The following is a 23,027-nucleotide window of genomic DNA, read 5'->3' as shown; positions in this document are numbered from 1 at the left end:
TTCGCGAGTCGTTATCGAGATTTCACGATGGTTTATCTACATTTCGACAAGCGATATCTACATTTCACTAAACTTAATCTAGAATTCGTACTCTCATTTCAAAAATTCATCTTTTTTACACAATTTGAACGCGCTTGTGATGGTGGCAGTTGGTTTCCCAACTGGCCACATTTTTTTGGTGATATCTCCATTTCGCGAGTCGTTATCGAGATTTCACGATGGTTTATCTACATTTCGGCAAGCGATATCTACATTTCACTAAACTATATCTAGAATTCGTACTCTCATTTCAAAAATTCATCTTTTCCACACAATTTGAACGCGCTTGTGATGGTGGCAGTTGGTTTCCCAACTGGCCACATTTTTTGGTGATATCTCCATTTCGCGAGTCGTTATCGAGATTTCACGATGGTTTATCTATATTTCGGCAAGCGATATCTACATTTCACTAAACTTTATCTAGAATTCGTGCTCTCATTTCAAAAATTCATCTTTTCCACACAATTTGAACGCGCTTGTGATGGTGGCAGTTGGTATCCCAACTGGCCACATTTTTTTGGTGATATCTACATTTCGCGAGTCGTTATCGAGATTTCACGATGGTTTATCTACATTTCGGCAAGCGATATCTACATTTCACTAAACTTTATCTAGAATTCGTACTCTCATTTCAAAAATTCATCTTTTCCACACAATTTGAACGCGCAAAAAAAATGACTTTGACATTGTTTCTGTCAAAGTCACCTCTTCTATGCTTTAATTACTCCGATACGGCCGTCACTTTATTCAATGCAAAAATGATGCCTGCGTGAACCCCTTCATGCCAGATAGCAAATTGAATAACTGCCTCAACCGTTGCCATGTCATGGAATTTTCCTAAGGACATTACATCTGGCATTTGTTGATCTAGTTTTCCAGTCAGGAATTCTTTGACTCTAGCAGGTTGTTCTGCCAAAGCACTCAGCAATTGCTCGTTCGTTGGTGGGGCATCTGTCCAATCAGATGGCTTTGTTCCAGATCCAAATAACTTAGCCCATTCAGGATGAACAACCTCATATTCAGGCAATCCACGATGAACTAAATTTTCCATCGATACAAAAATATGACCGACGTGCCAACGGATTGTATTGTGAAACCCTTCAGGTTGGATATCCCATTGTTCATCCTTTACTGATTGCAAATGCCCTTGCGTATAAATTCGTGCAAAGTTTAATTGACCTAATGTCTCCATGTCATTACCCCTTTTAGATTCAGTATCAATTAAGCGTAGCTGAATCTATTACAAAAGGAAACAAAAAAAATTCAATACCATGTTTTATTCAAACGCCACATTATGTTGGGCGGAATCCTGATTTGTCCACGTAATGACTGTTCCAGGAGAGATGGTAATGCTTTCTTCACTAAAAGCGTAATCGGTAATATCGAGTTTGACTTCCACGGAATTTGAAGCGTCCTCTTCCACATTCACTTTCATTTTCATCACCGGATACGGTTCTCAGTAAACCGAGAACTCTCCAGTTAAGGTCTTGGGTCCAACATCGTCTCTCTATTTATGAAAAAAACAGCAACTCCTATTATGGAGTTGCTGTTTTAATACTTAAGGTCGAAATGGATCATCTTTTGGTTTCGTGCTGTTCCAGCTATCATGAGCGTCCTTGTTGAATGAAGATCCTTCATTTGGAGGAGTTTCATCGTATGGATAAACTTCATGCGGTGAAGGCGTGTTAAATCCTTCATCAACTGGTTCCACTGGGTTAGTAGGATTCACTTCATCTACATGTGGTGTAAACCCACGTAAACTTTGTTCTTTATTTTTCTCGGGTTGGAAAGATTCTTTCAATGATTCTTTAATTGTTTCTTTTTCAGCTTTATAGTTTTCTTTTGACACTTCAGCATCTTGCAAACTCTTTTCCATCTTACTTAAATAACGAGCTGCATGTTCGCGTCCGCCTAAACCAAATGCCAGACCGAATGCTAATGCCACGCCGCCTAAGATTAGGATAAACGCAGAGTTAATAATCGAAGCTGCAATGCCCAACTGATCTAGAGCCATAAAGAATGCGAATGCAAGAATTGCATATTTGGCAACATATCGTAATGCGTGTGGTGTTCCTGAAGAATGACTCATCACACCGCCTACTAATTGTTCTGCCATATTTGCTAACCAGAAACCAACTGCCAAAATGATGATTGCAGCGATTACTGATGGCAAGTATGCAAAAATACCAGTTGCTAATGTAACCATAAATTCTAGTTCAAGTAGTTGTAAAGCTTCTACAACAAACAATAAGATAATAATTACTTGTACGACTGTACCAAGTAGAGAAGCGAAAGATGGAGCTGAACCAGCACCTGATTTGAAGCCCATTTTACCGTAAATTGAATTGACACCCAATTTTTCTAGCAATGAAACCACAATGTCTTTTACCCATTTAGCTGCAACAATTCCCACCAATACTAGAATGATAGCAATTGCGATTTTCGGCAACATTGCCAAAATGTCGTTCAACATACCGACTGCGGGACCAGAAATTCCGTCTAAATCTAAAATTTCAAGAGCAGTAATGGATACTGGAATCATGATTAGAATAAACGCGATTATTCCTACAACATTGGAAATACTTGTCCCTTCAAAGAAAGAAGAAATGTTCAAGCGATCTGCCAAGCGGTCTGCACCTGCTGATTGTAAAAACTTCTCTAGTAAATTACGAACTAGTTTCGCAACAAACCAACCAATAAAGAATACAACTGCCGCAGATACTAGCTTAGGAATAAAGTTGAAGAAGCTAGCAAGCATTCCTTCAAACGGTCCACTTAATCCATCAATTCCAAGAGCATTTAGTACCGCTGGAATGAAGAGTAAGAAAATAAGATAATAAGCAACGTTAGCTGCTGTATCAGTCCATTTAGCTTGATCGGCAGGATTTGGTTCCATACCTGTTTTCGCAACATATTTGTTCAGGTTCAGCTTGTTGCCAGCCATTTGAATGACTTTCTTAACAACTGTTGCTAAGACCCAAGCAAATAATAAGATTAAACCGGCTTTCAAAATGTTAAGGAAAGCACCTGTTAAGCCTGAATACATGGAAACAAACGGCATTGCCATAGCATTCAAGTTTAGAATATTGAAGAATAATACAAAGGCTAGAATCAGCACGACGAAGAAGACAACTTTACTGATAATCTTTTCTACTGTCCATTTTTCGTTTTTATTTCCTAATCGCTCATTAACACGAGCTTTGCGTAACATTTTGTAAGTAAGATTTTCTAAGAACTTTGCCACGAAAAACCCTATTAATAATACCAATAAAGCTAGCAAAAGTTCTGGTAAAAATGAGAGAGTATCTCTCCAATAGTAACGATCCATCATAGCGTGTCCTCCTTTGAAATTTCAAAATTATTTGTCTTTCATGACAATCTTCATTTACCCTTTGCATTTCTTTTTAAACGCTTCACTCGCATCTTTCTCCCCGTAAATAATCAGTACATCCTGTTTTTCCAATACTTCATCAGCCGATGGGTTGCTTATGAGTTCTTCACCTCGGCGGATGGCCAAAACCGTCACGCCCATCTCGTTTCGAATCGCAGAATCTTTCAGGGATTTTCCAATGTAAGTACACGCTTCCTCAAGCGTCACTTCTTCCAATGATTGTTTCTTTTCTTTTGTATGAATGAGTAAATTGACTAAATCTGTACTTTCTGGGCGCAATACAGAACTCACCAATTCCCGGCCACCAATAGTAGAAGGGTTTATTACTCGACTGGCACCAGCACGCAATAATACTTCTTCGGAGCCTGCATTTTCTGCGCGAGCAACTACTTCAATCTTTTCATTTAAAGCTTTAGCCTTGATGGTGATAAACACATTGTCTGAATCACTCGGTAACGTCGCAATCAAGCCTCGTGCTTTTGCCACATTAGCTTCTTTCAGGATATTTTCCTGCAACGGACTTCCAACAATGCGAAGTGTTCCATCCGCCAAATAGTCCAATATTTCTTCTTCGGAGTCATGAATATAGACGACTGGGACATCCTCTTCTTTTAACTGCTCGTAAACCTGTCTTCCCACTCGACCCAACCCGCATACGACGATATGATCTTCCAAACTTTTAATAGCATGTTCCATTCGTTTATTCCACACCTTTACTGAAAGTTGATGTTCAATGAAATAAGAAGCGACAGCCCCCATTGCGTAAGTGACAAAAGCCACACCAAGGGGAATCAGTAATAAAGCAAACTTTTGCCCTGCTTTTGTCTCGGGAACAATGTCTCCATAACCCACCGTCATCAGAGAAATGATGGTCAAATAAAAAGCATCGAATAATTTGAGGTTTTCCAATGCCATGAAGCCGGCTGTTGCCACAGCGATTAATACAATCAAGCCGATTATGGCAAAAAGTATATGTCGGAAACGAATTCGTAAGTCCATCCATTTGGATGTATTCATTAATTCACCTGCTCATTTTTATTGTTATTGCCTATACTTTTACCCTCTCGCAAACCTTTTAACACGAATTTCGTCCATTTAGTGAGGTGGAAATTATATGAAAAAGTGGACTGTTATCTTTTCCTTGATATCTATCTTCTTTCTACTGTGGATTGAACAAGGACTTGAAGTATCCTATGTATGGAAAACACTTGCAAAAGTAATGGTTTTCGTAGTATTCCCTGTACTTTTATTAAGAGGATATAAATTTGAATTTCTTCAAATAAGAAAAACACAAAAAAAGAGTATTTATCTGGCATTCGGATTAGGGATAGTGGTTGCAGGTACTGTCTTAAGTGCATTCATGTTGTTAAATGATTCAATCGACTTGGTTGCGTTACAAATAGACTTAGAAACTCGGGTTGGAGTAACAGCTTCAGTATTTCCTTTTGTCGCAGTTTACATATTGTTAGGCAATTCTTTTTTGGAGGAATTTTTCTTTCGCGGCATACTTGTGGATTTATTAAGAGATTCCAAGTTGAAGTGGTTCCTGCCGAGCCTCTTTTTCGCTATTTACCACATTGCGATTTTCCTGCCGTGGTTCGATTGGCCAATTTTAATCTTGGCAGTAGCCGGTCTCTTTATTGGTGGTCTGATATTCCAATGGATTAATGAAAAAAGCGGGACCATTTATCCTTCTTGGATCATTCATATATTTGCGGATATAGGTGTATTGCTTATCGGTATTTATATGTTTTATTTCAATTAGACTCTGCTATCTTATAAAAAAAGGGAATATGCTCACTTCCCGCGAACTTTTCAATAAAAAAACGTGAGGGAATCAAATCCCTCACGTTTCGTTAATCAGTTTTTATAGATACAGTGACCTTGAATAAATCCCCATCGACTTCAATTCGCATTGAGCCTCCGTGTAAATCGACAATAGACTGCGCAATAGCCAATCCAAGTCCGGATCCTTCCGTGTGACGGGAAGTATCGGCTCGTTTGAAGCGTTCAAACAATTCATCCACATTTTCACCAAGTTCATATTTAGTCACGTTTTTCACAACAAATTGTGCATAGCCATCTACTTGTTTTAATGTCACATATACGCGTGTGCCGGGCAACGTATACTTGAGGGCATTCACAATCAAATTATCCAGCAATCTCCACCATTTCTGTCCGTCAACAAAAGCGTGTAGAGGATTTTCTGGCGCAGTTACGCGGAAATCATGGCCTGCCGCTTGAATGTCTTCTTCGTGTTCTGCAAGAGCTTGTTGCATCAACTGGGTTAAATCCACTCGTTGCTTATGAAGCTCCACATTGCCACTAGCCATTTTAGAAACTTCGAACAAGTCCTCTATCAATGTTTTCAATCTCTGAGATTTACGATCTAAAATCGCGACGTACGATAGACGTTCTTCATCTGTTAAATCCACTTTTTTCAGTAAATCCGTATAGGTAATAATCGATGTCAGAGGTGTTCGCAAATCATGGCTGACGTTTGTAATCAGTTCGGTTTTTAACCTTTCACTTTTCGCTTGCTCTGATTGCGACGTCCTCACGCCTTCACGAAGCATGTTCAAATGTTTGGCATGTTTGGCCATAACTGATTTCCCACCAATGCGTATATCTGCAATTTGATGTCCTTTTGCCATTTGTTCAGTCGCTAATGCGAGTTTATTGTAAGCAGCGACTCGCTTCAACAATAAATACAACGAAGGCATCAAAACAAACATAAATAGTGGTACATATATAATCAGCAACTCTGGAACAACAAAGATACCCGCAAGACCTAATCCCGCCAAGAAGACCACCAACAAAATCAAAAGAATCTGAGTACCCAGTCGACGGTTAAGGAACAAGTCCTGGATTGTCAAAACCCATTTTTTAAGGATGCTTTTTTCCCACATCGTTCTAATTCCATTTTTCCTGCTATCTTTAAACAACCACACTGCCTGAATGAGTGTCAACGTCAGGAAGACAACGAATAACAACACCATCATGCCTGCATATGCAGCAAATCTAAGATTGGAATAATAATACTCGTAATAGCTCAATTGATCCGAAACTATCGTTGAGAAAGCAAAGGCTAAAACCAACGGAATGAAGATTAACAATAAGCGAATCTCCAATTTTCGTTCCCGAATGAAAAGATGTGTTGGGGAAGAAAGTACTTCGGCCTTCCTTTTGCTAAATAACCATATGGCTCCTCCAAGTGCGATCAGCCCCAACATCCAAAGAGAGTAAAAGTAGGCTTTGTTTTGATTGAAGTTGGTCAGACCCTGCATATGCTCAGAAGCTAGATTAGTCGTTTTTGGTATAGCGACTGTTCCGGAAAACTGGCTGTCCTGGTCTTCGATCATATTCATAATGTAAAAGATCGATAAAGATTTCAATTCCCCATCTTCCACATTCATATAATTTTGATTCACATTTGAAAGACGAAGAAAACCGGTTTTTGAACTGTATTCTTTCTTAATTGTATCTGCGTCTTTGACATCACCAAAAGAGTAGTGTTCACCTGTTTCCAAATTGGTCAGTTCATAGGCCATTTGCCGTTGCAGTGCCTTCATAAGCGGGAGTGAGTTGGAGATCTTTCGATCATATTCTTCCAATGCCTGCTTTTTCGCTTCCATGATTTTAGTTCGCACCACTTCATCATCGGCAAAGTTTTTGCGGATTTCTGCGATTTTCTCATCTCGCTCACTCACTAATTCCGACATCATTTCCTCTTCCGACAATGATGTCGCTTCCTCAATTAAACCTTCGTATTGATAACGAACGTCACGGATTTGATCCATTTGGGAACCGTAATACGTACGGTATTCTTCAATTTCATTTTCAGTCACTTCAAGATTCTTAATTTCTTTTTTCACGTCAAACCTGTTGATTAATGTTGGATAGACTTCATTCATTTGGGACTCAACAATCATGTGAAAATGATCGGATTCTTTAAAATCTTTACCCAAGTATTTTTGACCGTGTGAAGTAAATGTAATAATCGCCAATATTGTTAGGCTGACAAGTCCATAAAAAAGCCATGTTGTTCTTTTCATCACTTAGACGCCTCCTTTTAACATGCGGGTCAATTGCACAAACATCCTATTCGAGGAAAAGTTGTCATCTATTAGTTGAGCAACAAAGGAATAACAATACATGAGACTGAGCATGGCTAATGCGACAGCTACAATGGATAACCAATGGGATACCTTACTTTTCGATCTTGTAGCCAATGCCCCACACCACCTTTACATATCGCGGATTTTTCGGATTCGTTTCAATTTTTTCCCGAATTTTTCTAATGTGTACAGCAACGATATTTTCGGCATTGTACGCGGGTTCGTTCCAGACACGCTCATAAATTTCCCCGATAGAAAACACTCGACCGGCATTGGTCATCAGCAATTCGGTAATTTTGTATTCGATTGGAGTCAATTTGACGGTTTCCCCATCGAGCGTCACTAATTTAGCTTCCATATCCAGTGCAAGTCCACCGATTGCCACTGTGGCATTCTGTTCCTTGAACGTACCGAGATGGACGTATCGACGCAACTGTGATTTCACACGAGCCATTAGTTCCATCGGATGAAATGGCTTCGTTACATAGTCGTCTGCCCCCACAGATAATCCGTGAATTTTATCTGAGTCTTCCGCTTTGGCACTCAGCATAATGATCGGAATGTTGCGCTCTGAGCGAATTTTGAATGTTGCTTGTATGCCGTCCATATTTGGCATCATAATATCGAGAATGATTAAATGAATTTCATTCTTTTCAAGCAGCGTCAATGCTTCCAGCCCATCTGCTGCTTTCAATACGCTGTACCCTTCATTTTTCAGGTAAATCTCAATTCCATCCCGAATATCCTGGTCATCATCCGTTACAAGAACCGTAAATTGTGTCATCCGTTGCACCTCATCTCTACTTCTTATGATACCAATTATATCTGCCAATTCTTAACAAACTATGAGGATAAAAATGAAGAATTTCTTAAGAAAACATCGTGGATTTTCTTTCGTTTGATTTTATTTGGCTTTATATGCTATTTAATCGGCATCAACTGAGATTTAATCCGCTTCAAATGCATATTAATGGGCATCAATCTAGATTTACTCGGCATCAACAACCTTTTATTCCGTTTAGCCCATATATTCCCAAATAAAACACTAAAAAAGTGCCTCTGGTTAAAGAGACACTTTCATTTACCTAATATACTTTGCTCGTTTTCTTCCACTGAACGTAAGAACAATAATTCCTCCGAGCAATAGTAAAACGCCAACCCATGAAACGGGGCTTAATACTTCCCCTACGATAAAGACACTCAAAACTGCTGCAGTCAACGGTTCCCCTAAAGATAACGTTACTGCTGAAGACGAAGGGACTTTCTGGAGACCCAATAAATACAGTATGTACGCAACACTGGTCGTCATAAATCCTAAGTATAATATCGTCCAAATATTCGATGGTTCCGACACCCAAGAACTGTCGAAAATGAACAAGAAAGGCATCAACATCAAAGCGCTCAATGAAAATGTCATGGCAACTGCCGGAATGGCTTCTACTTTAGAAAGTAATGCTTTACTGACGATTGTATAAATGGCAAAAACAAATCCAGCAATTAGAGACAAAGTTACACCCCGTGGATTAACAGTAAGTGCGTCTTTGTTCAGAAACAAAAGACTGCATCCAATGACTGAAAGGGTTGTGGCCAATACCCAAGCGCGAGATGGCTTCATTTTAAGAAACAACCATTCTATCAAACCAGAAAAAATAGGTGCACTTCCAATAGCGACAACAGTCCCGATAGCAATACCTGTCACTCGTACGGAGGTAAAAAATAAAGGTTGGAACAATGCCATGCACAATGCACATATTAAAGTGATCAGCCATGGCCAGGTTTTGAAATTAATTTTTTTCATCACAATCATTATTAGTAATAACGAAAATCCACCAATTGCTAAGCGTGACGCACCAATCGTCAAAGGCTGGGCACTTTGTGGCAAATAGGTTTGAGCAGTTCCAGTTGTGCCCCATAACACAGCAGCTAATAGCACAAGGAAGTAAGGGATCACAGTTTTCATATCGTCACCTCAAGTAGTTGTTGACTGTACTTTACCATATTTTATACATATTGAGATACAGCATACCGTCAACTATACTGTAGAAAAAGGAGTGTTGCTCTATGTATTTAACAATAGAAGAAACAGCTGAATTTTTGAGCATGCCTGAACAGCAAGTACGCCGGTACGTATTGGAAGGACGAATTAAATCTGTTCATGATGGCGAGCAGTATTTAATAAATAAAACACAATTTGATCGACACCTAGAACAAGTGGAAGACGTTAAACGGCAAATCGACGAATGGCGAAACACTCCCATTCCTGAAGATATTGATGTTAAAGATGAAGACTAACCTCGTAATTTTACCAGGCGAAAAATATGAAAATCTGTAAATCATAAAGAAAATCCAAGCAATCTGTTTTATAGATTGCTTGGATTTTTATTGCATACCGAAGGATTCATGTAGGGTCTACCTCAGTCTAGAAAGCCTCAACTTTCAGGTGCTGAATCAGAGAGATGTTGATACACAAAAATCAGTCCTAAAGGATTGTTCCAGGACTGATTCATTCGAAAGGTATATATTCCAAATATTTAAGTGACGGGCCGACTCCTTTTTGTTTAATATCCGAAGTAAATGACTGGAGATAGGTTCCGTCCGTTATCGTCTTATATGTAGCATCTGCTGTTACTTCCACACGCCATTTTGTATCGGACAGCAGCACTTCGACGTCATCTGCATTCGCTTCATTGGCCGTGATGGTTGATTGAACTGCACTAAGTAATTTCCCGCGAAGCCCAGAATCTCTAAACGTCTCTTTCATTTCCATTTCAAATTGAGGATGTTTTCTTAATTTTCCAGGAAGTACTTCATTGTATGCTTTAATGTACGCTTGCTGTAAATCTACATCTTGAGAGACCAATTCATCCACTTTTTTATCAATTTGATCTTGAATGGATTTCCCATCTTCCTTTTTTTGAGCGGTGGATTTGATCAGGTCACTGTCAAAATTCTCGATCCCTTTTTGGGTAACTTCCAAAAAAACGATGGTTCCCGCAAATGCTGCTTGTTGTGTGGCAGTTGAAGCTTGTTGTTTGACCACATATACTTTCGCAATATTGATGACAATGACAAAAATGACAGCGGAAATACCTAAGAGCCAGATAATATAAAAGGCAGAGTTTCCTCTTTCATTGCTTAAATACTTCATGGGACAAACACCTTGCCAGCTGCTTTCGAGTTCAATGAGACCGCGGTCTCTTTCTTCCATTCAGCTGGAATAAAGACAAGAGGGTGCTGGGCGCTGATTGTTAATGTGAAAGCACCGTTTCCTTGTGGGTTAATGGATACATTGGGACTGGCCAAAAGTGCACTACCGCCAATGGATTGCATGACAGCACTTTGAGCTTCTACCGCATCTCCAGTCATAGCGTAAACCGACGCTCCATCATTTGCGGCAGACTTCAAACTCATGACTGCATAACCGGAAGCTACCACTTGCCAAAGCAATAAGAAAAAAATGAAATAGAAAGGGAGAATTCCTAGAAATTCGATACTCAATGCACCTTTTTCATTTTTTAATGTTCGTAAGCCCATCATGGGATCACCTCTATCTTCAAATATTGCACAATTCATTTTTTATGAGGTCAACATTACTATGTATTCATCAATTCAATGATTATTTATTGCGCACTAATTTTCCCTTTTGTACTATTCGTTCAATTCGACCTTTCGGCAACTTCCCTTGCATTCTAATGCTCATAACGGCTGCAAGTGTTCCAAGCCAACAACCGATGATATATAGGACATATGAAAAATAATTCATGATTGGTTCCTGTCCATAACTTTCTGTCATAATTCGCGTTACCACGAAGTTTCCTCCACCTGAAATTAGAGCAAGTACAAGGAAAACTAGATAGTAGATAATCGTCCATTTTGATTTTTGTTCACCAGCCGTCGGTAAAACAATCTTGTAGAACGTCTCGACTTTGACAAAAAAGATTATATGGAGCACGAGCCAAATCACGATCAAGAGCAATTGAATGCCAATTTCGCCATCAAATATTTTAATCAAAGGCATAATAAAGAAAAATGAGAAAGCAGTAAACATTGCATATCCTGCAAATTTAGGAAAATCCATTTTCCCCTTAGATGAGAACATTGCTTTAACGATGAAGAGTAACAATGCATACCCCAAGTAAATGATGGTTGTTAATATCATATACTCGGACTTATAAATGGGAATCCCCAGTGAGATCAGTGCAGATATCAATGGAAGCAGTAAAAAAACAAAAATGGATGGCTTCGGCAAAATGCAATCTCTCCAATCACTTGTTAACTGTATTCTTCAATCATAAGAGGTGGTCTTGAATTCTTCGTTGGAATGAATTGCCGTCAGGATTTAATTTCTCTACCTCTTAACTCAATCGCTCTTTCAGGTGTAATCAACATGGCAGGAGATACCATTATAAAAAATAGACCAATGAAGAAAGTAATAATTGCCACTCCACCCCATGGTACTGCTTCTGTTGCCAACATATAGGCCAATAATACGCTTCCAGCGAAAAAGAAATTGCAAAATATGTAAAAATCAACATCTTGAAACCCTTTAATCTTGGATTTAATAGACCTTCTGCAATTGCTTCCGATTAGGCACATACTAAGTTTAACAACGTTTCACTGTACCTCAATTATGTTGTGGCGCTTTCAATTCTTCGGCACGCTTTGGTGTTACAAGCATTGACGGAGCTACCATCAATAGGAAGAGTCCCAAGAAAAACATGATAATGGCCACTTCATTGACCGGTGCGGCATCTGACGCTAGCATATAACCCCATATGCTACTTCCCGCTACAAAAACGATGGCAAAAAAGGAGAAAACCAATAATTTGAACCCTTTTTTCCGAGGATTTAAAAGCCCTCCAGCAATTGCGTCATACTTTGATACTAAGAAAACAGTGTACAAAATCAATCCACCTAAAAGAATCCAAAAATACATGGAAGGATAGATCAATCTTAATATTGGAGATGTCGCGTAAAATGCCAAACCGAGCATCATCACAAAAGAGTGAAGTGAGAAATACCTTTTGCTATCATTCTTCTGTTTCGTCCAAATCATGTAATTCACTACTGTCAAAAGCACAGCAATGATGAAATTGATCAATAACCATTTTAGATATGTTTCTTCAGGAATGAAACTTGCTGGTAAGCCCAGCAGAAGAAACAGTGCAAACGTTATGAAAATACGGTTGTTAGAAAATGAAACGCTCTTTGTAGCCATTTTTTTGGTTTCCAATAGTAACACCTCTTCTAGAACACCAGTTTTAAAGGGATGTTCGATTTAATTTGTATTGTAAATAGTAGATATGCATAAAAAATAGAGCATATTTATTAAATTCAATTTCTGAGTTTTCTTCGATTACTTCTTTAATTCTAAATATGGAATAATACAATATACCAACAAATAGAAATGAAAACATCATATTTAAAGAATCGATAGTCAGTAATCCGACTTCGCTTAAAATCATGCCACCAAATAATTGAATAAGTAACAAGACTAAAGAGAGGCCAGTGAATAATTTCCAAGTTCCAAATGACACGTGGTGATTAAGTTCTAATCTTTCTATATCCTTGCTTCTTTTTACAAACCAATAGCCAATATATGTTCCCATTGTGATGAAAGACAAAATCACCATTAAAAACACATTTATCTTTTTGATGTTCTTTTCAGGTGCTTTTTTTTCAACTTTGCTGACCATCTATGTGACTCCTTCCTCAACTAAATATCCAAAGCGAAATCATCGCTTCTATACCTCAAAGACAAATATATGTACAAAATAGGAAGAATCAATACATTAAGAGTGACACGTATGATTAAAAATGCCAAAACATTCGTTTCATAACTTTCCAGAAACATCATCAAACTGGTCCACAAAACAATGTTCAAACCAGCGATCACTAAGACATCACCAATAATCGAAAGGTTCTCATCTCTCATTTTCCTTAAAGTCTGTTTAATAGTCTCCCAGACACTCAGTGATTCCACGAAAAACGGAAAAATGATCAAAAATAATATGGCAACCACGGTTGGTATGAATAATAAATACATGCCCATCAATCCCAAAGAATAAACAATTGTTGCGACGAGTAAAATCACACCGAATCGTTTGGCAAAGAAAAACAAACCTTCCGTAACTTTTATCGTTTCATCCATTCCATCTTTTTTGACCATTTTTAAAAAAGGAGGGATGCATAAAATGAAATTCAGCATTAGCAGCCACCCTGCGAGAAAAGACTCATTATGCAAAATGTCATTGCTATATACATAGACAATCCCCAAATAACTGAAAACAGTAATGGGTGCTATGATGATGAAACACCACATTAGAATAGGAAACCAGTTACGACTGTAGATTTTGAACGCTTCACCAATCATACTAATGTCCCTGCCTTCCGTTGCTTCATATACACCGTAATGATTGCTACCAACAATGTCAGAAGGACTGCCCAAGTCATGCTCCGCCCAATTCCAGCTGGATCCCACCATACCAAGACATTCAGTAAAAAATACGAGGTGAGGGTGCTGAGAATTGAAACAATTGTTGCCCCCAGGAATGCTGCGGTATAAGGGGTTTTAGGGTTCCACTTTACTGAAAAGTATCCCAGTGAACCGTATGTCAATATCATTTGGAAAACGATATAGCCATTAAAAGATGGAATATTAAAAAACCCGATTATGAAAGAAACTAAGACCGTGATCAGAATACTGGCTCCAATTGCCTGCATTAATTTCCTCATACTGAACATATAATCACCACTCTCAATAATTTTGGTGAAAAATAAGAGAGGGTTACCACCCTACTTGCAACCCTCTCTTCAGTTAAAAGCCAAATAGACTCTTAGCACCGTCAAACAGACCTTTCGCTCCATCTGCTATTCCTTTTCCTGCAGCTTTGACGCCACTTACTGCGCCATCATAAACGAATTTAACGCCATCTCTGACAGCTTTTTTCACTGCTTTACCAGGACCCGTTTCCAACAGTAATGTGACAGTCAAACCTACTAACAAACCGGCTGCTGCCCCAACAATGGTACCTAATCCCGGAACTACCGAGCCACCTATCGCACCCGCTGCCATACTGGCCCCTATAGTGGATAAGGCAGTGGTTCCGACGCCAATTGCTACATCAGTTGTTAGATCAGCTGCAAAATCAGTCGACACCAGGCCAATTGCCGATTTTTCGCCTTCTGAATAATCATAGATGCTATTGAATGAACTCAGCGCCAAATTAACGGGTCCATTCAATTTCATCAAATTCGCTTTACCATAGAAGCTTTTCGAAAATACATTAAAATCGGTATTCAAGCTGTTCTTGGCACTATTCCAAGCCGAGTTTATAAACGTTTTAGGTGAAGTGATATCTGCAATTTTTTTGCCATCTAAAAAAGTATTAACTCGATGTGGTCTCGGATTTGCTCCATTGGTCGGCAAATAAGCATTTCGACCATCCATCGTATATTTCTTGAACTTATCATAATAATGGTTAAAGAATTTGTTATTGATATTGCTCTGACCCGTAACTTTATAATTTCCTGATTCTAATTGACTAATGGTATATCCGGCATATTGTGCAGAAGCACCTTGTAAAACCGTATCACCAAACTCTAACACATATTTTTTCACGTTATCTGTTGTACTTGCGATGGCACCAAATATTCCGCGGTCAGGCTCGCCATTTGAAGCTGTGCCTTCAGAGCCTCCACCAGTTCCCGAAGTGCCACCTTGGCCTCCGCCAGGCGATGTTCCGCCCGGCCCGGTTCCACCAGTGCCACCCTGGCCTCCGCCTGGCAATGTTCCGCCCGGCCCGGTTCCACCAGTGCCACCCTGGCCTCCGCCTGGCAATGTTCCGCCCGGTCCGGTCCCACCAGTGCCACCTTGGCCTCCGCCTGGCAATGTTCCGCCCGGTCCGGTCCCACCAGTGCCACCTTGGCTTCCGCCTGGCAATGTTCCGCCCGGTCCGGTTCCACCAGTGCCACCTTGGCCTCCGCCTGGCAATATTCCACCAGGTCCAGTGCCACTTTGGCCTCCGCCAGGCAATGTTCCACCCGGTCCGGTTCCACCAGTGCCACCTTGGCCACCGCCTGTAGATGAACCATCGCCACCTGAAGGTCCTTGTCCCCCAGTAATCGGAGTTCCCGTTTGCAGCCAGCCATTATATGGATTCGGTATAAAATTTGGCGTAATGAAGGAACCATTCGAACTTGGTTGACCCGAAATAATTGGTTGTCCAGATACGGATGAATTACCACCTTGAACCGCTTGTCCAGGCGCAATTGCCTCGCCGGGTCCATTAACTTCACCAGGCGCAATAAACTGACCACCTGTAATTGGGCTTCCGCCTGTTATAGGAGAACCTGGATTTATTGGTGTTCCTGGCGAAATGAACGAAGCCAACATAATCGACGGCCCGGCAGTCCAAAACAAAATGAATGCAATCATGCTTATGGCAAAAAACTTTTTACAGATACTTTTATTCATTCATGCGCCTCCTGTTTATGGAGTATTTGATAGATATGTTTCCTCTAATGCCTTGATAGCCTCAGAATAATTCATCTCGTTCATCGCTTTTAACTCATCCCGTAATTTGTCATATTCCTCTTCAATCCAAATATGGTAATTATTATTTTTCTCTTTCAAATAATCGTGGCTTTCCTGCGACATCTTATCTTCATCCTGGAACAAATAAGTAAGTGTAAAGCCTACTAGTTGACCTTCATCGACATATTTACCGAATTCCTTTGAATGGTAAACGAATATATCCAATGAGTTATTTGTTCTTTCATAACCAAGATTACCTTCAGTTGACGTCTTCCATTGTTTCCACTTTTCAGCGACCTTTGAAGCTTGATCAAGTTCCTCTTGAAGCCCTGCGGCATTTTGGACATCCTGATATGTTCCTTGAGTTACGTCGGCAATTGACTTTAATTGCTTTTGCCCTTCATGATCAACATTAAATCCTATTACATTGACGATTGGAGTGATATTCGAATCATATAATTTTTTCGCAGCTTCTATAGGGTCATCGTCACATGTAGAAACTCCATCACTCACTAAGTAAACAATATTGGTATTCTTATCACCTGTATAAGAAGCCAAATCCTTTTGGGCTTCATTCAAAGCAAGCTGAATGGGTGTCCATCCTGCAGGTTTAGCTTTTGCCAATGCCTGATCGAATCCAGCCTGATTATATTTCCCAATTGGATAAATAAGTTCACTACTATTACATGAAAGCTCTTTGTCTGCTTTGTTTCCTGTACCTTCTTGACCGTAGATACGCAATCCAACATTCGCATTTTCAGGGAGTCCACTCACAAAATTGGTGATAGCAGATTTTGCAGCATCCATTTGCGTCTGTCCCCCTGCCTCTTTACCCATACTTCCTGAAGCATCAAGAATGACCATTACATTCAAATTCTCTTTGAACTGCATACGTGGATCTTCCACGTCAGGACTTCCCAGTGATTGAAACTTCAATTCCTCAATGATATCTTCAGGACCTTTGAAATCCTCCTGAAATACAGCAAGAATTTCACTATAATAATTGTCCAGTTCTTCCTGACTTGGTTCATTTGAAATATCAGGCAAATCCTTTGTTAATTCATCAAGCTTTTTCCGATCCTCTTCGTTTAAAGATGAGAGAAAGGGGCCAGTATATCCTACTGGCAAATTTGCTAATTCATCTAAAGTTGTAGGAAGAGGCTTTACTTCTACCTCTTCTTTTTTCTTTTGACTATCGGTTGTTTCTGATGGCTTTTCTGCACCTACTGATTTATCGCTTGTTATTTTTTCACCTGGTACTATTCCTTTACCAGCATCTTTTTCATCTGTACATGCTGAAAGGAATAGACCAAGACAACATAAAATTAATAAGTTTTTAAAACGCATGAGTTTCCTCCAAATCAATTAGTTTCCGACCATAGTGCTGATTTTATTAATAATTTTTCCAATCAGACCCGATATGGCGCCTTGTTGTTCTCCTACAGCAGTTGAAATAATCCCTAATACTAAAATCAATAATGCTGCTAGCCCCAACCATTCAAGTGATTGTGCACCTTTTTCGTTTTTCACCGGTTCTACGATATTCATCCATGCGTTCATTAATAAGTTTTTCATTTTGTTTTCTCTCCTTTGAGTGTGTGTTTTTATTGGAATAAATCAAAAATACCTTTGTTTTGGTTGAACATATTTATCATCATCAAGCCGCCGATCAATACGAGTGCAGATGGCAATATGAGAAACGTCGTAACGAGTGTTACTTTTGGTGAAGCCTTCGCCGCCTTCTCTTTAATCATCTCTTTCTTCAACTTTCGCATTTCTTCGGCTTGTTGTTTGAAAGTATCTGCAATTGGTACACCCAATCGCTCGCCTTGAATCAAGGACTTTATCAATATTTGAAACTCTTTTGAATCATTACGGACAAGTAACGTCCGATAGGCTTCCGCTCGCGGTACACCAACGCTGATTTCCTGAATGAATCGTCCGAATTCCTCTTTCACTGGTCCTTCAAAATACGGAACAATGTCACGAATTGCTTGATCCATCGCGACCCCAGCCTGCAAAGTAACGCTCATCGTATCCAGAAAATCCGGTAACTGATACGAAATTTCCTCCTGGCGATTTTTCGCTTTGGAGCGAATCCACATAATCGCACTCATATAGCCAAAAATCGGCAACAGGATAATCATAAATTGTGAAAAGGGCAGTAGTAGAATGAGAGATATTCCGCCTGCAAAGAATCCAACAATCATTAAAAAGATTTTCAATCCTTGAAAGCGTTCAACTGTCAGTTCATAAGGATATCCAGCCTGTATCAACCACTTTTTAACTTCCTCATTTTCACTGAAGAAATTAATGCGTTGGCCCAAATCTGCGAAATCATCAGCAAATTTGAACATCTTGGCAACCAGTTTCTCTTTACGTGTGATTTTCCGATGGAAGGTATCGTAAATAAAAAGGGATTCTTCTACTTGTTCTTTCAATGCTTTTCGTTCACGCCAGTACACATATAATGAGCGAAGGGCAATTCCAACAAAAATTATTGACAACAGTACAGATAAAGCAATAATTCCATCCATTTCATCACACCCTTATATTGGTGATTTTACGGACAATCACGAATGTTAGAATTGTACCGGTCAAGAAGAAAGCAAATAGGATGAATCCCAGTCCGGTAAATAAGGGATCCAAAAAACCATCGATAATGTTGTTCATCATCAGTACTAGAAATATCGGAATGACCGGAACTATGTAGGAAATATAACGTTGTTCTGCAGTCATCGTTTTGATTTCCTGTTTCAATAACTTACGTTCATCCAGTGTCTGACTCATTTCATCCAGAACAGCATACAAATTTCCGCCGGCTTTCTTCTGGATAAGCATAGTAGCTGTGAACAATTGAAATTCTTTATCATCCACTCGTTTTTCCATGCTGCGTATCGCTGCACCGAAGTCTATTCCAAGAGATAATTCATGCGCCAATCTTTTAAACTCTGATTTTGCTGGTTCTGCTATTTCTTGCGCTACAAGTTGAATTCCTTGATTTAGCGTCATACCAGATCGTGTAGCATTAGCCAGGATACGGCAAATTTCTGGAAGCTGTTCGACCAACAATTGTTTCTTCTTATTTTTACGCACCATGAACAATACACGGCGCCCTCCCTCTACGAGTAACAGGGCAACGAACAAACTAGCAAGCAGGTTCAGATTGAAAAAGTTTTGCAGACCAATAATTAATCCCATATATGAAACTATTAACGCTCCCAAAAATTCTGATGGCGTGAAGCCAATATTTGCATCTATCAGCTTTTGTTCTAGCGCTTTTGCCGACTCGGTTTGATCGTACTTAGCTCCAATGACAACCAACACACTTTTACGACGTTCTCCATCTCGATAAAACTGTTGGACTTCTTTACGCCACTCTCGTTTTTCTTTTCGATAGCCAAGATAGAAATAAAAACCTACGATGAGCACGAGAATGGTCAGCATCGCCAGTAAGCCTTCGGTCATACGACTACACCTCGTTTCACTGGCTCGAATAACGATTCATCCATGTCAATTCCAAAGACACGGATTCGATTTAAACATTGGGGGATTTCACCAGTCGGAGTAAAATGTCCTTCGACCTCTCCATCCTTCGTTAAACCGGTCCTTTGAAACTTAAAGATTTCAACAATCCGATGTTTGCCATCATTTTTTTGCACTTCAGAAATCGAAACGATTTTCCGAGTTCCATCTGTCAGTCGTGTTGCCTGAATAATGATGTCTAAAGCTCCGACAATGTATTCTCGAATAATAGTAGAAGGTAAATCCATTCCTGCCATGATGACCATCGCTTCCACTCGGCGCAATGCATCGTCCGCAGTATTGGCATGGACAGTTGTGATTGACCCTTCGTGCCCGGTGTTCATCGCTTGGAGCATATCAAATGCTTCGCCACTTCGAACTTCCCCAACAATGATACGGTCTGGCCTCATACGTAGCGCATTTCGTACCAAGTTTCGGATGCTGACTTCGCCTTTTCCTTCAACGTTCGCTGGTCTGGCTTCCATTCCAACAACGTTAGGTCGGTCGAGTCGAAGCTCTGCCGAATCCTCTATCGTAATGACCCGTTCTCCGTGAGGAATGGATGTTGCGATTACATTCAACAAGGTTGTTTTACCAGATCCTGTACCTCCACTGATAAGTGTGTTCATTTTGGCTCTGACAATCCCGTCTAGAAACGTTGCCATATCTTTGCTCATGGAATTAAACTGCAGTAAATCCTCCACTTTAAATGGTTCTGCTCGGAATTTCCGGATGGAAACCAGTGTGCCTGATAAACTGATTGGTGAAATAACTGCATTTACACGACTGCCGTCTGGCAATCTGGCATCTACCATTGGTGAGCTTTCGTCGATTCGTCTGCCGAGTGGTGCAACAATTCGGTCCACAATGTGCCGAACATGCTCATCATTCCTAAAGGCAATTTGTACTTCCTGAAGCTTTCCTTTTCTTTCTACATAAACTTCCTGATATCCATTGATTAGAATCTCCGTAACTTCGGGATCATTAATGAGAGGTTCGAGCGGTCCAAAACCTACTGATTCGTCTAGAATTCTAGTAATTAACAGTTCTTTATCATGCCTTGAAATAATCACTTTCTCTTCGGACATGAAAGTAGAAACATATTGTTCGATGCGTAAACGCATTTCTCCTGAAGACAACTGCGTTAGAGCTTCTAAGTTTGTGTCGCGCAATAAACGTGCCTTATAATGTTCGACTAATTCATCGACGAGGTGGTTTTCATATTCGTAAGAGGTTGGCTTTTTCTGCACAAGCTTCTCTTTTCTCTTTTCAAACAGTGAGCTCATCCCTCTTCACCTCCTATTGCTTTAATACATCTCGTGCAAACTTTCGAATATCTTTGGCAAATGGGATTAATTTACGCTCTTTCTGCACTTTTCTGACGGGCATGCCTTTATTGATATAGGGTTGTAACCCTTTAATGTCCCTGCGAATGGAAGCAGCAACCGGAAAACGTAGTACATTTTTCAAATCACTTTGCTGGACTTCGTTTTCTTTGGCCAGTTCATTCAGCACAATTTCCATGCGATTTGCCAATGAAATGCCGAGCCTTGTGCTCAGTGTCTCGAACTGCTTCAACGTTTTAAGTGCTGAAGTTTCAGGAGCTAATATATAAAATACTTTGTCTGACTCTTCTAATGCTGTAACAACCTGTGTATTCATATGACTTGGCAAATCAATTAACACGTAATCAAATGAACGTCGGCATGTACGAATCAATTTGGCAATAAACTCTTCATCAATTGATTCCGCAATTTCCGCGTCACAAGGGCTAATGAGAATTTCCAGCTTGGAATCTTCCTGCGTTTCCGAAACATTCCGGATATGACTTTCATTTAATTCCTCAACTACTGGCATTAAGTCGGCCAGCGAACGGTTTGATTCAATAGAAAAGACGTTTTCGATTCCACCGTACTGAGTGTTCAAATCGATCAAAATCACTTCCGCCGTTGACTCAAGCTTTAAAGTTTGAGCAACTGAAGAAGCAATCAATGTACGGCCACTTCCACCTTTTCCACTATAGAAAGAAAAAATCTTCCCCCGATTCCTCCCATAGGTTACAGCGGCTTCTTCCATCGAATTCTTCTTAACTTCATAGTTTTTTACGATTGTCGGGAAACGGCTGGCAAATAAACTGGCTTCATCAGGGAATACGAAGAACTCATCCGCTCCTGAACGAATGATTGAACGGAGCAATGAAAAGTCAGATTCATTGGCGACAAACAATAGCAGACATGCCGGGTTAACCATTCGAATCGATTGAACCAATTCCACAGAAGCTTCCGTTTCAAATTGAGAAACAATCACAATATCTCGCGTTTCCCGATTCATTTCGCGAATGGCTTCTGGATAATTAACCGTAGTTACGCTTTTTGAAAAACTTTCAGCGATTATTTTTAGTTGCGCCGTGCTTTGCTCCCATTCACTAACAATCAAAATATTTATATGTGATTCCATCTTGTCAGCCTCTCTTCTTTACCTTACTGTCCGCTACCTGAAGTCGTTCCTGCTGCTTTCGGTGTTTCTTTTTTTGTATTATCTTTTGGTTGTGTAGGTGCAGGCTTCGTTGCTGGAGGAGTTGCTGGTTTAGCTTCCGACTTTGGCTGTGCGGCTGCATCCTCCTGCGCTGCTTGTTCTTCAGTTTCTTCTAGAGGCAGGCTATTTTGACCAACATTAGCTTTTAATATTCGAATATGATCAGCATAATTTTGCATATGTATTAGTTTAGGTGCTTGTTCAGCTGTCACTTCGACTGAAATCCCTCTCATGCCATCTTTATTACCTAACGCCCATCTTACTACCACATCTTTCATGAACATGGTCGTTTTGTGGTCGCCATTATTATCAGTCGATACAACAATATCCACTCGATCTAGAGTTTCGATTACTTGGTCAAATTGAATTTTTTCTGAGCTATTTAAGCTGACCAACCGATTATTTTCATTTTGAAGTGTTGTAGCTGGTTTGATCATGCTTTTGGTGATGATATCCCCTTCCTTGAGAGGCAGGACGGAAACTTGGTACTGCAGTTCTTCGAACGATGTAATATGAGAATCTTTAACTACAAACTTATTTGGAATTTCCATAACGGTTACTTGGCTTTCCTGAATTACTTCTCGAGAAAGAATCTCTCCATTAGCCACATAAATTTTTGTCATTGCTCCTAATTCGGAATTTAAGTCTTTAACTTTCTGAAGGACCATATACCCAGTGGCGGCCGCTAAAATAAAGGCCAAAATAAAGAATACAGCCGCACGCCTTTTTGCCTCTAACATTCATTAATCCCTCTTTTCAAAATGGTTTCTTTTATACTTTTAGGTATAATCCTTCATTGAATACCTCAATAGTCATATATTATTTACCATTTACTTTCCCGTAATGTCAAAGTTGGATAATATTCCCAATACCTTTTCGTAGT

Annotated in this window: 24 protein-coding genes; 2 read left to right on the top strand and 22 right to left on the bottom strand. The window is 39.8% G+C overall.

All coding sequences use genetic code 11. The features are described 5' to 3' along the window. Positions 1-760: 760 nt before the first annotated feature. The 4 genes from AC1DSL_RS00210 to AC1DSL_RS00195 form a co-directional block, all read right to left on the bottom strand. On the bottom strand, positions 761-1,231 hold the full coding sequence (locus AC1DSL_RS00210; RefSeq protein WP_016428407.1) for a DinB family protein: 471 nt from the start codon (positions 1,229-1,231) through the stop codon (positions 761-763). An 84-nt stretch (positions 1,232-1,315) separates the two neighbouring features. Beyond that, a complete protein-coding gene (locus AC1DSL_RS00205) occupies positions 1,316-1,480 on the bottom strand; it encodes a plastocyanin/azurin family copper-binding protein (RefSeq protein WP_477530893.1) in 165 nt (54 codons plus the stop codon). Between the two features lie 117 nt (positions 1,481-1,597). After that, positions 1,598-3,370 (bottom strand): mechanosensitive ion channel, encoded by a 1,773-nt coding sequence (locus AC1DSL_RS00200; protein ID WP_477530784.1) that lies wholly within the window; start codon positions 3,368-3,370, stop codon positions 1,598-1,600. A gap of 54 nt (positions 3,371-3,424) precedes the next feature. Continuing rightward, a complete protein-coding gene (locus AC1DSL_RS00195; protein ID WP_477530783.1) occupies positions 3,425-4,447 on the bottom strand; it encodes a potassium channel family protein in 1,023 nt (340 codons plus the stop codon). A 97-nt stretch (positions 4,448-4,544) separates the two neighbouring features. On the opposite strand from AC1DSL_RS00195, the gene AC1DSL_RS00190 reads away from it, so the two are divergent. Beyond that, a complete protein-coding gene (locus AC1DSL_RS00190) occupies positions 4,545-5,195 on the top strand; it encodes a CPBP family intramembrane glutamic endopeptidase (protein ID WP_477530782.1) in 651 nt (216 codons plus the stop codon). Between the two features lie 91 nt (positions 5,196-5,286). Here the strand turns inward: AC1DSL_RS00190 and AC1DSL_RS00185 are convergent, their stop codons facing one another. From AC1DSL_RS00185 to AC1DSL_RS00175, 3 genes are all read right to left on the bottom strand, one after another. Then, positions 5,287-7,485, bottom strand: a complete 2,199-nt coding sequence (locus AC1DSL_RS00185) for a sensor histidine kinase (RefSeq protein ID WP_477530892.1) — start codon at positions 7,483-7,485, stop codon at positions 5,287-5,289. Positions 7,486-7,639: 154 nt separating this feature from the next. Then, positions 7,640-8,332 carry a response regulator transcription factor gene (locus AC1DSL_RS00180; protein WP_477530781.1) on the bottom strand — a complete coding sequence of 231 codons (693 nt, stop codon included), beginning with the start codon at positions 8,330-8,332 and terminating at the stop codon, positions 7,640-7,642. A gap of 297 nt (positions 8,333-8,629) precedes the next feature. Continuing rightward, positions 8,630-9,508 (bottom strand): EamA family transporter, encoded by an 879-nt coding sequence (locus AC1DSL_RS00175; RefSeq protein ID WP_477530780.1) that lies wholly within the window; start codon positions 9,506-9,508, stop codon positions 8,630-8,632. A gap of 101 nt (positions 9,509-9,609) precedes the next feature. Here AC1DSL_RS00175 and AC1DSL_RS00170 point away from each other — a divergent pair, with 101 nt between their 5' ends. Further along, positions 9,610-9,840, top strand: coding sequence for a helix-turn-helix domain-containing protein (locus AC1DSL_RS00170; protein ID WP_477530779.1), 231 nt, complete (start codon positions 9,610-9,612; stop codon positions 9,838-9,840). A 211-nt stretch (positions 9,841-10,051) separates the two neighbouring features. Here the strand turns inward: AC1DSL_RS00170 and AC1DSL_RS00165 are convergent, their stop codons facing one another. The 15 genes from AC1DSL_RS00165 to AC1DSL_RS00095 all read right to left on the bottom strand — a co-directional run bounded on the left by AC1DSL_RS00165 (position 10,052) and on the right by AC1DSL_RS00095 (position 22,884). Next, entirely contained in the window at positions 10,052-10,696 is a 645-nt protein-coding gene (locus tag AC1DSL_RS00165) for a hypothetical protein (protein ID WP_477530778.1), read from the bottom strand. Continuing rightward, on the bottom strand, positions 10,693-11,085 hold the full coding sequence (locus AC1DSL_RS00160; RefSeq protein WP_016428417.1) for a hypothetical protein: 393 nt from the start codon (positions 11,083-11,085) through the stop codon (positions 10,693-10,695). The genes AC1DSL_RS00165 and AC1DSL_RS00160 overlap by 4 nt, the downstream gene beginning before the upstream one ends. Before the next feature lie 79 nt (positions 11,086-11,164). Beyond that, positions 11,165-11,797, bottom strand: coding sequence for a hypothetical protein (locus tag AC1DSL_RS00155; RefSeq protein WP_477530777.1), 633 nt, complete (start codon positions 11,795-11,797; stop codon positions 11,165-11,167). Between the two features lie 83 nt (positions 11,798-11,880). Beyond that, entirely contained in the window at positions 11,881-12,033 is a 153-nt protein-coding gene (locus AC1DSL_RS00150) for a hypothetical protein (RefSeq protein WP_477530776.1), read from the bottom strand. Between the two features lie 139 nt (positions 12,034-12,172). Further along, positions 12,173-12,790 carry a hypothetical protein gene (locus AC1DSL_RS00145; RefSeq protein ID WP_477530775.1) on the bottom strand — a complete coding sequence of 206 codons (618 nt, stop codon included), beginning with the start codon at positions 12,788-12,790 and terminating at the stop codon, positions 12,173-12,175. 19 nt (positions 12,791-12,809) lie between these two features. Then, on the bottom strand, positions 12,810-13,244 hold the full coding sequence (locus AC1DSL_RS00140) for a DUF4234 domain-containing protein (RefSeq protein ID WP_477530774.1): 435 nt from the start codon (positions 13,242-13,244) through the stop codon (positions 12,810-12,812). Between the two features lie 20 nt (positions 13,245-13,264). Continuing rightward, positions 13,265-14,032 carry a hypothetical protein gene (locus tag AC1DSL_RS00135; protein WP_477530773.1) on the bottom strand — a complete coding sequence of 256 codons (768 nt, stop codon included), beginning with the start codon at positions 14,030-14,032 and terminating at the stop codon, positions 13,265-13,267. Positions 14,033-14,365: 333 nt separating this feature from the next. Then, positions 14,366-16,024 carry a hypothetical protein gene (locus tag AC1DSL_RS00130; RefSeq protein WP_477530772.1) on the bottom strand — a complete coding sequence of 553 codons (1,659 nt, stop codon included), beginning with the start codon at positions 16,022-16,024 and terminating at the stop codon, positions 14,366-14,368. A gap of 15 nt (positions 16,025-16,039) precedes the next feature. Beyond that, positions 16,040-17,431 (bottom strand): vWA domain-containing protein, encoded by a 1,392-nt coding sequence (locus AC1DSL_RS00125; protein ID WP_477530771.1) that lies wholly within the window; start codon positions 17,429-17,431, stop codon positions 16,040-16,042. 18 nt (positions 17,432-17,449) lie between these two features. Then, the gene (locus AC1DSL_RS00120; RefSeq protein WP_477530770.1) at positions 17,450-17,659 is read right to left on the bottom strand and encodes a hypothetical protein; all 210 of its coding nucleotides are present in this window, start codon (positions 17,657-17,659) and stop codon (positions 17,450-17,452) included. Positions 17,660-17,688: 29 nt separating this feature from the next. Next, positions 17,689-18,621, bottom strand: coding sequence for a type II secretion system F family protein (locus AC1DSL_RS00115; protein ID WP_477530769.1), 933 nt, complete (start codon positions 18,619-18,621; stop codon positions 17,689-17,691). Positions 18,622-18,625: 4 nt separating this feature from the next. Beyond that, the gene (locus AC1DSL_RS00110; protein ID WP_477530768.1) at positions 18,626-19,552 is read right to left on the bottom strand and encodes a type II secretion system F family protein; all 927 of its coding nucleotides are present in this window, start codon (positions 19,550-19,552) and stop codon (positions 18,626-18,628) included. Continuing rightward, a complete protein-coding gene (locus tag AC1DSL_RS00105) occupies positions 19,549-20,895 on the bottom strand; it encodes a CpaF family protein (RefSeq protein ID WP_477530767.1) in 1,347 nt (448 codons plus the stop codon). The genes AC1DSL_RS00110 and AC1DSL_RS00105 overlap by 4 nt, the downstream gene beginning before the upstream one ends. Positions 20,896-20,908: 13 nt before the next feature. Continuing rightward, complete coding sequence (locus tag AC1DSL_RS00100; protein WP_477530766.1) at positions 20,909-22,066, bottom strand: CpaE/TadZ family protein; 1,158 nt, start codon at positions 22,064-22,066, stop codon at positions 20,909-20,911. A 23-nt stretch (positions 22,067-22,089) separates the two neighbouring features. Next, positions 22,090-22,884: a CpaB family protein gene (locus tag AC1DSL_RS00095; protein WP_477530765.1), complete on the bottom strand. Its 795-nt coding sequence runs from the start codon at positions 22,882-22,884 to the stop codon at positions 22,090-22,092. Positions 22,885-23,027: the final 143 nt, after the last annotated feature.

Source organism: Paenisporosarcina sp. P4_D4, from assembly GCF_056401835.1.
This window is presented reverse-complemented; position numbering and strand designations above follow the sequence as displayed.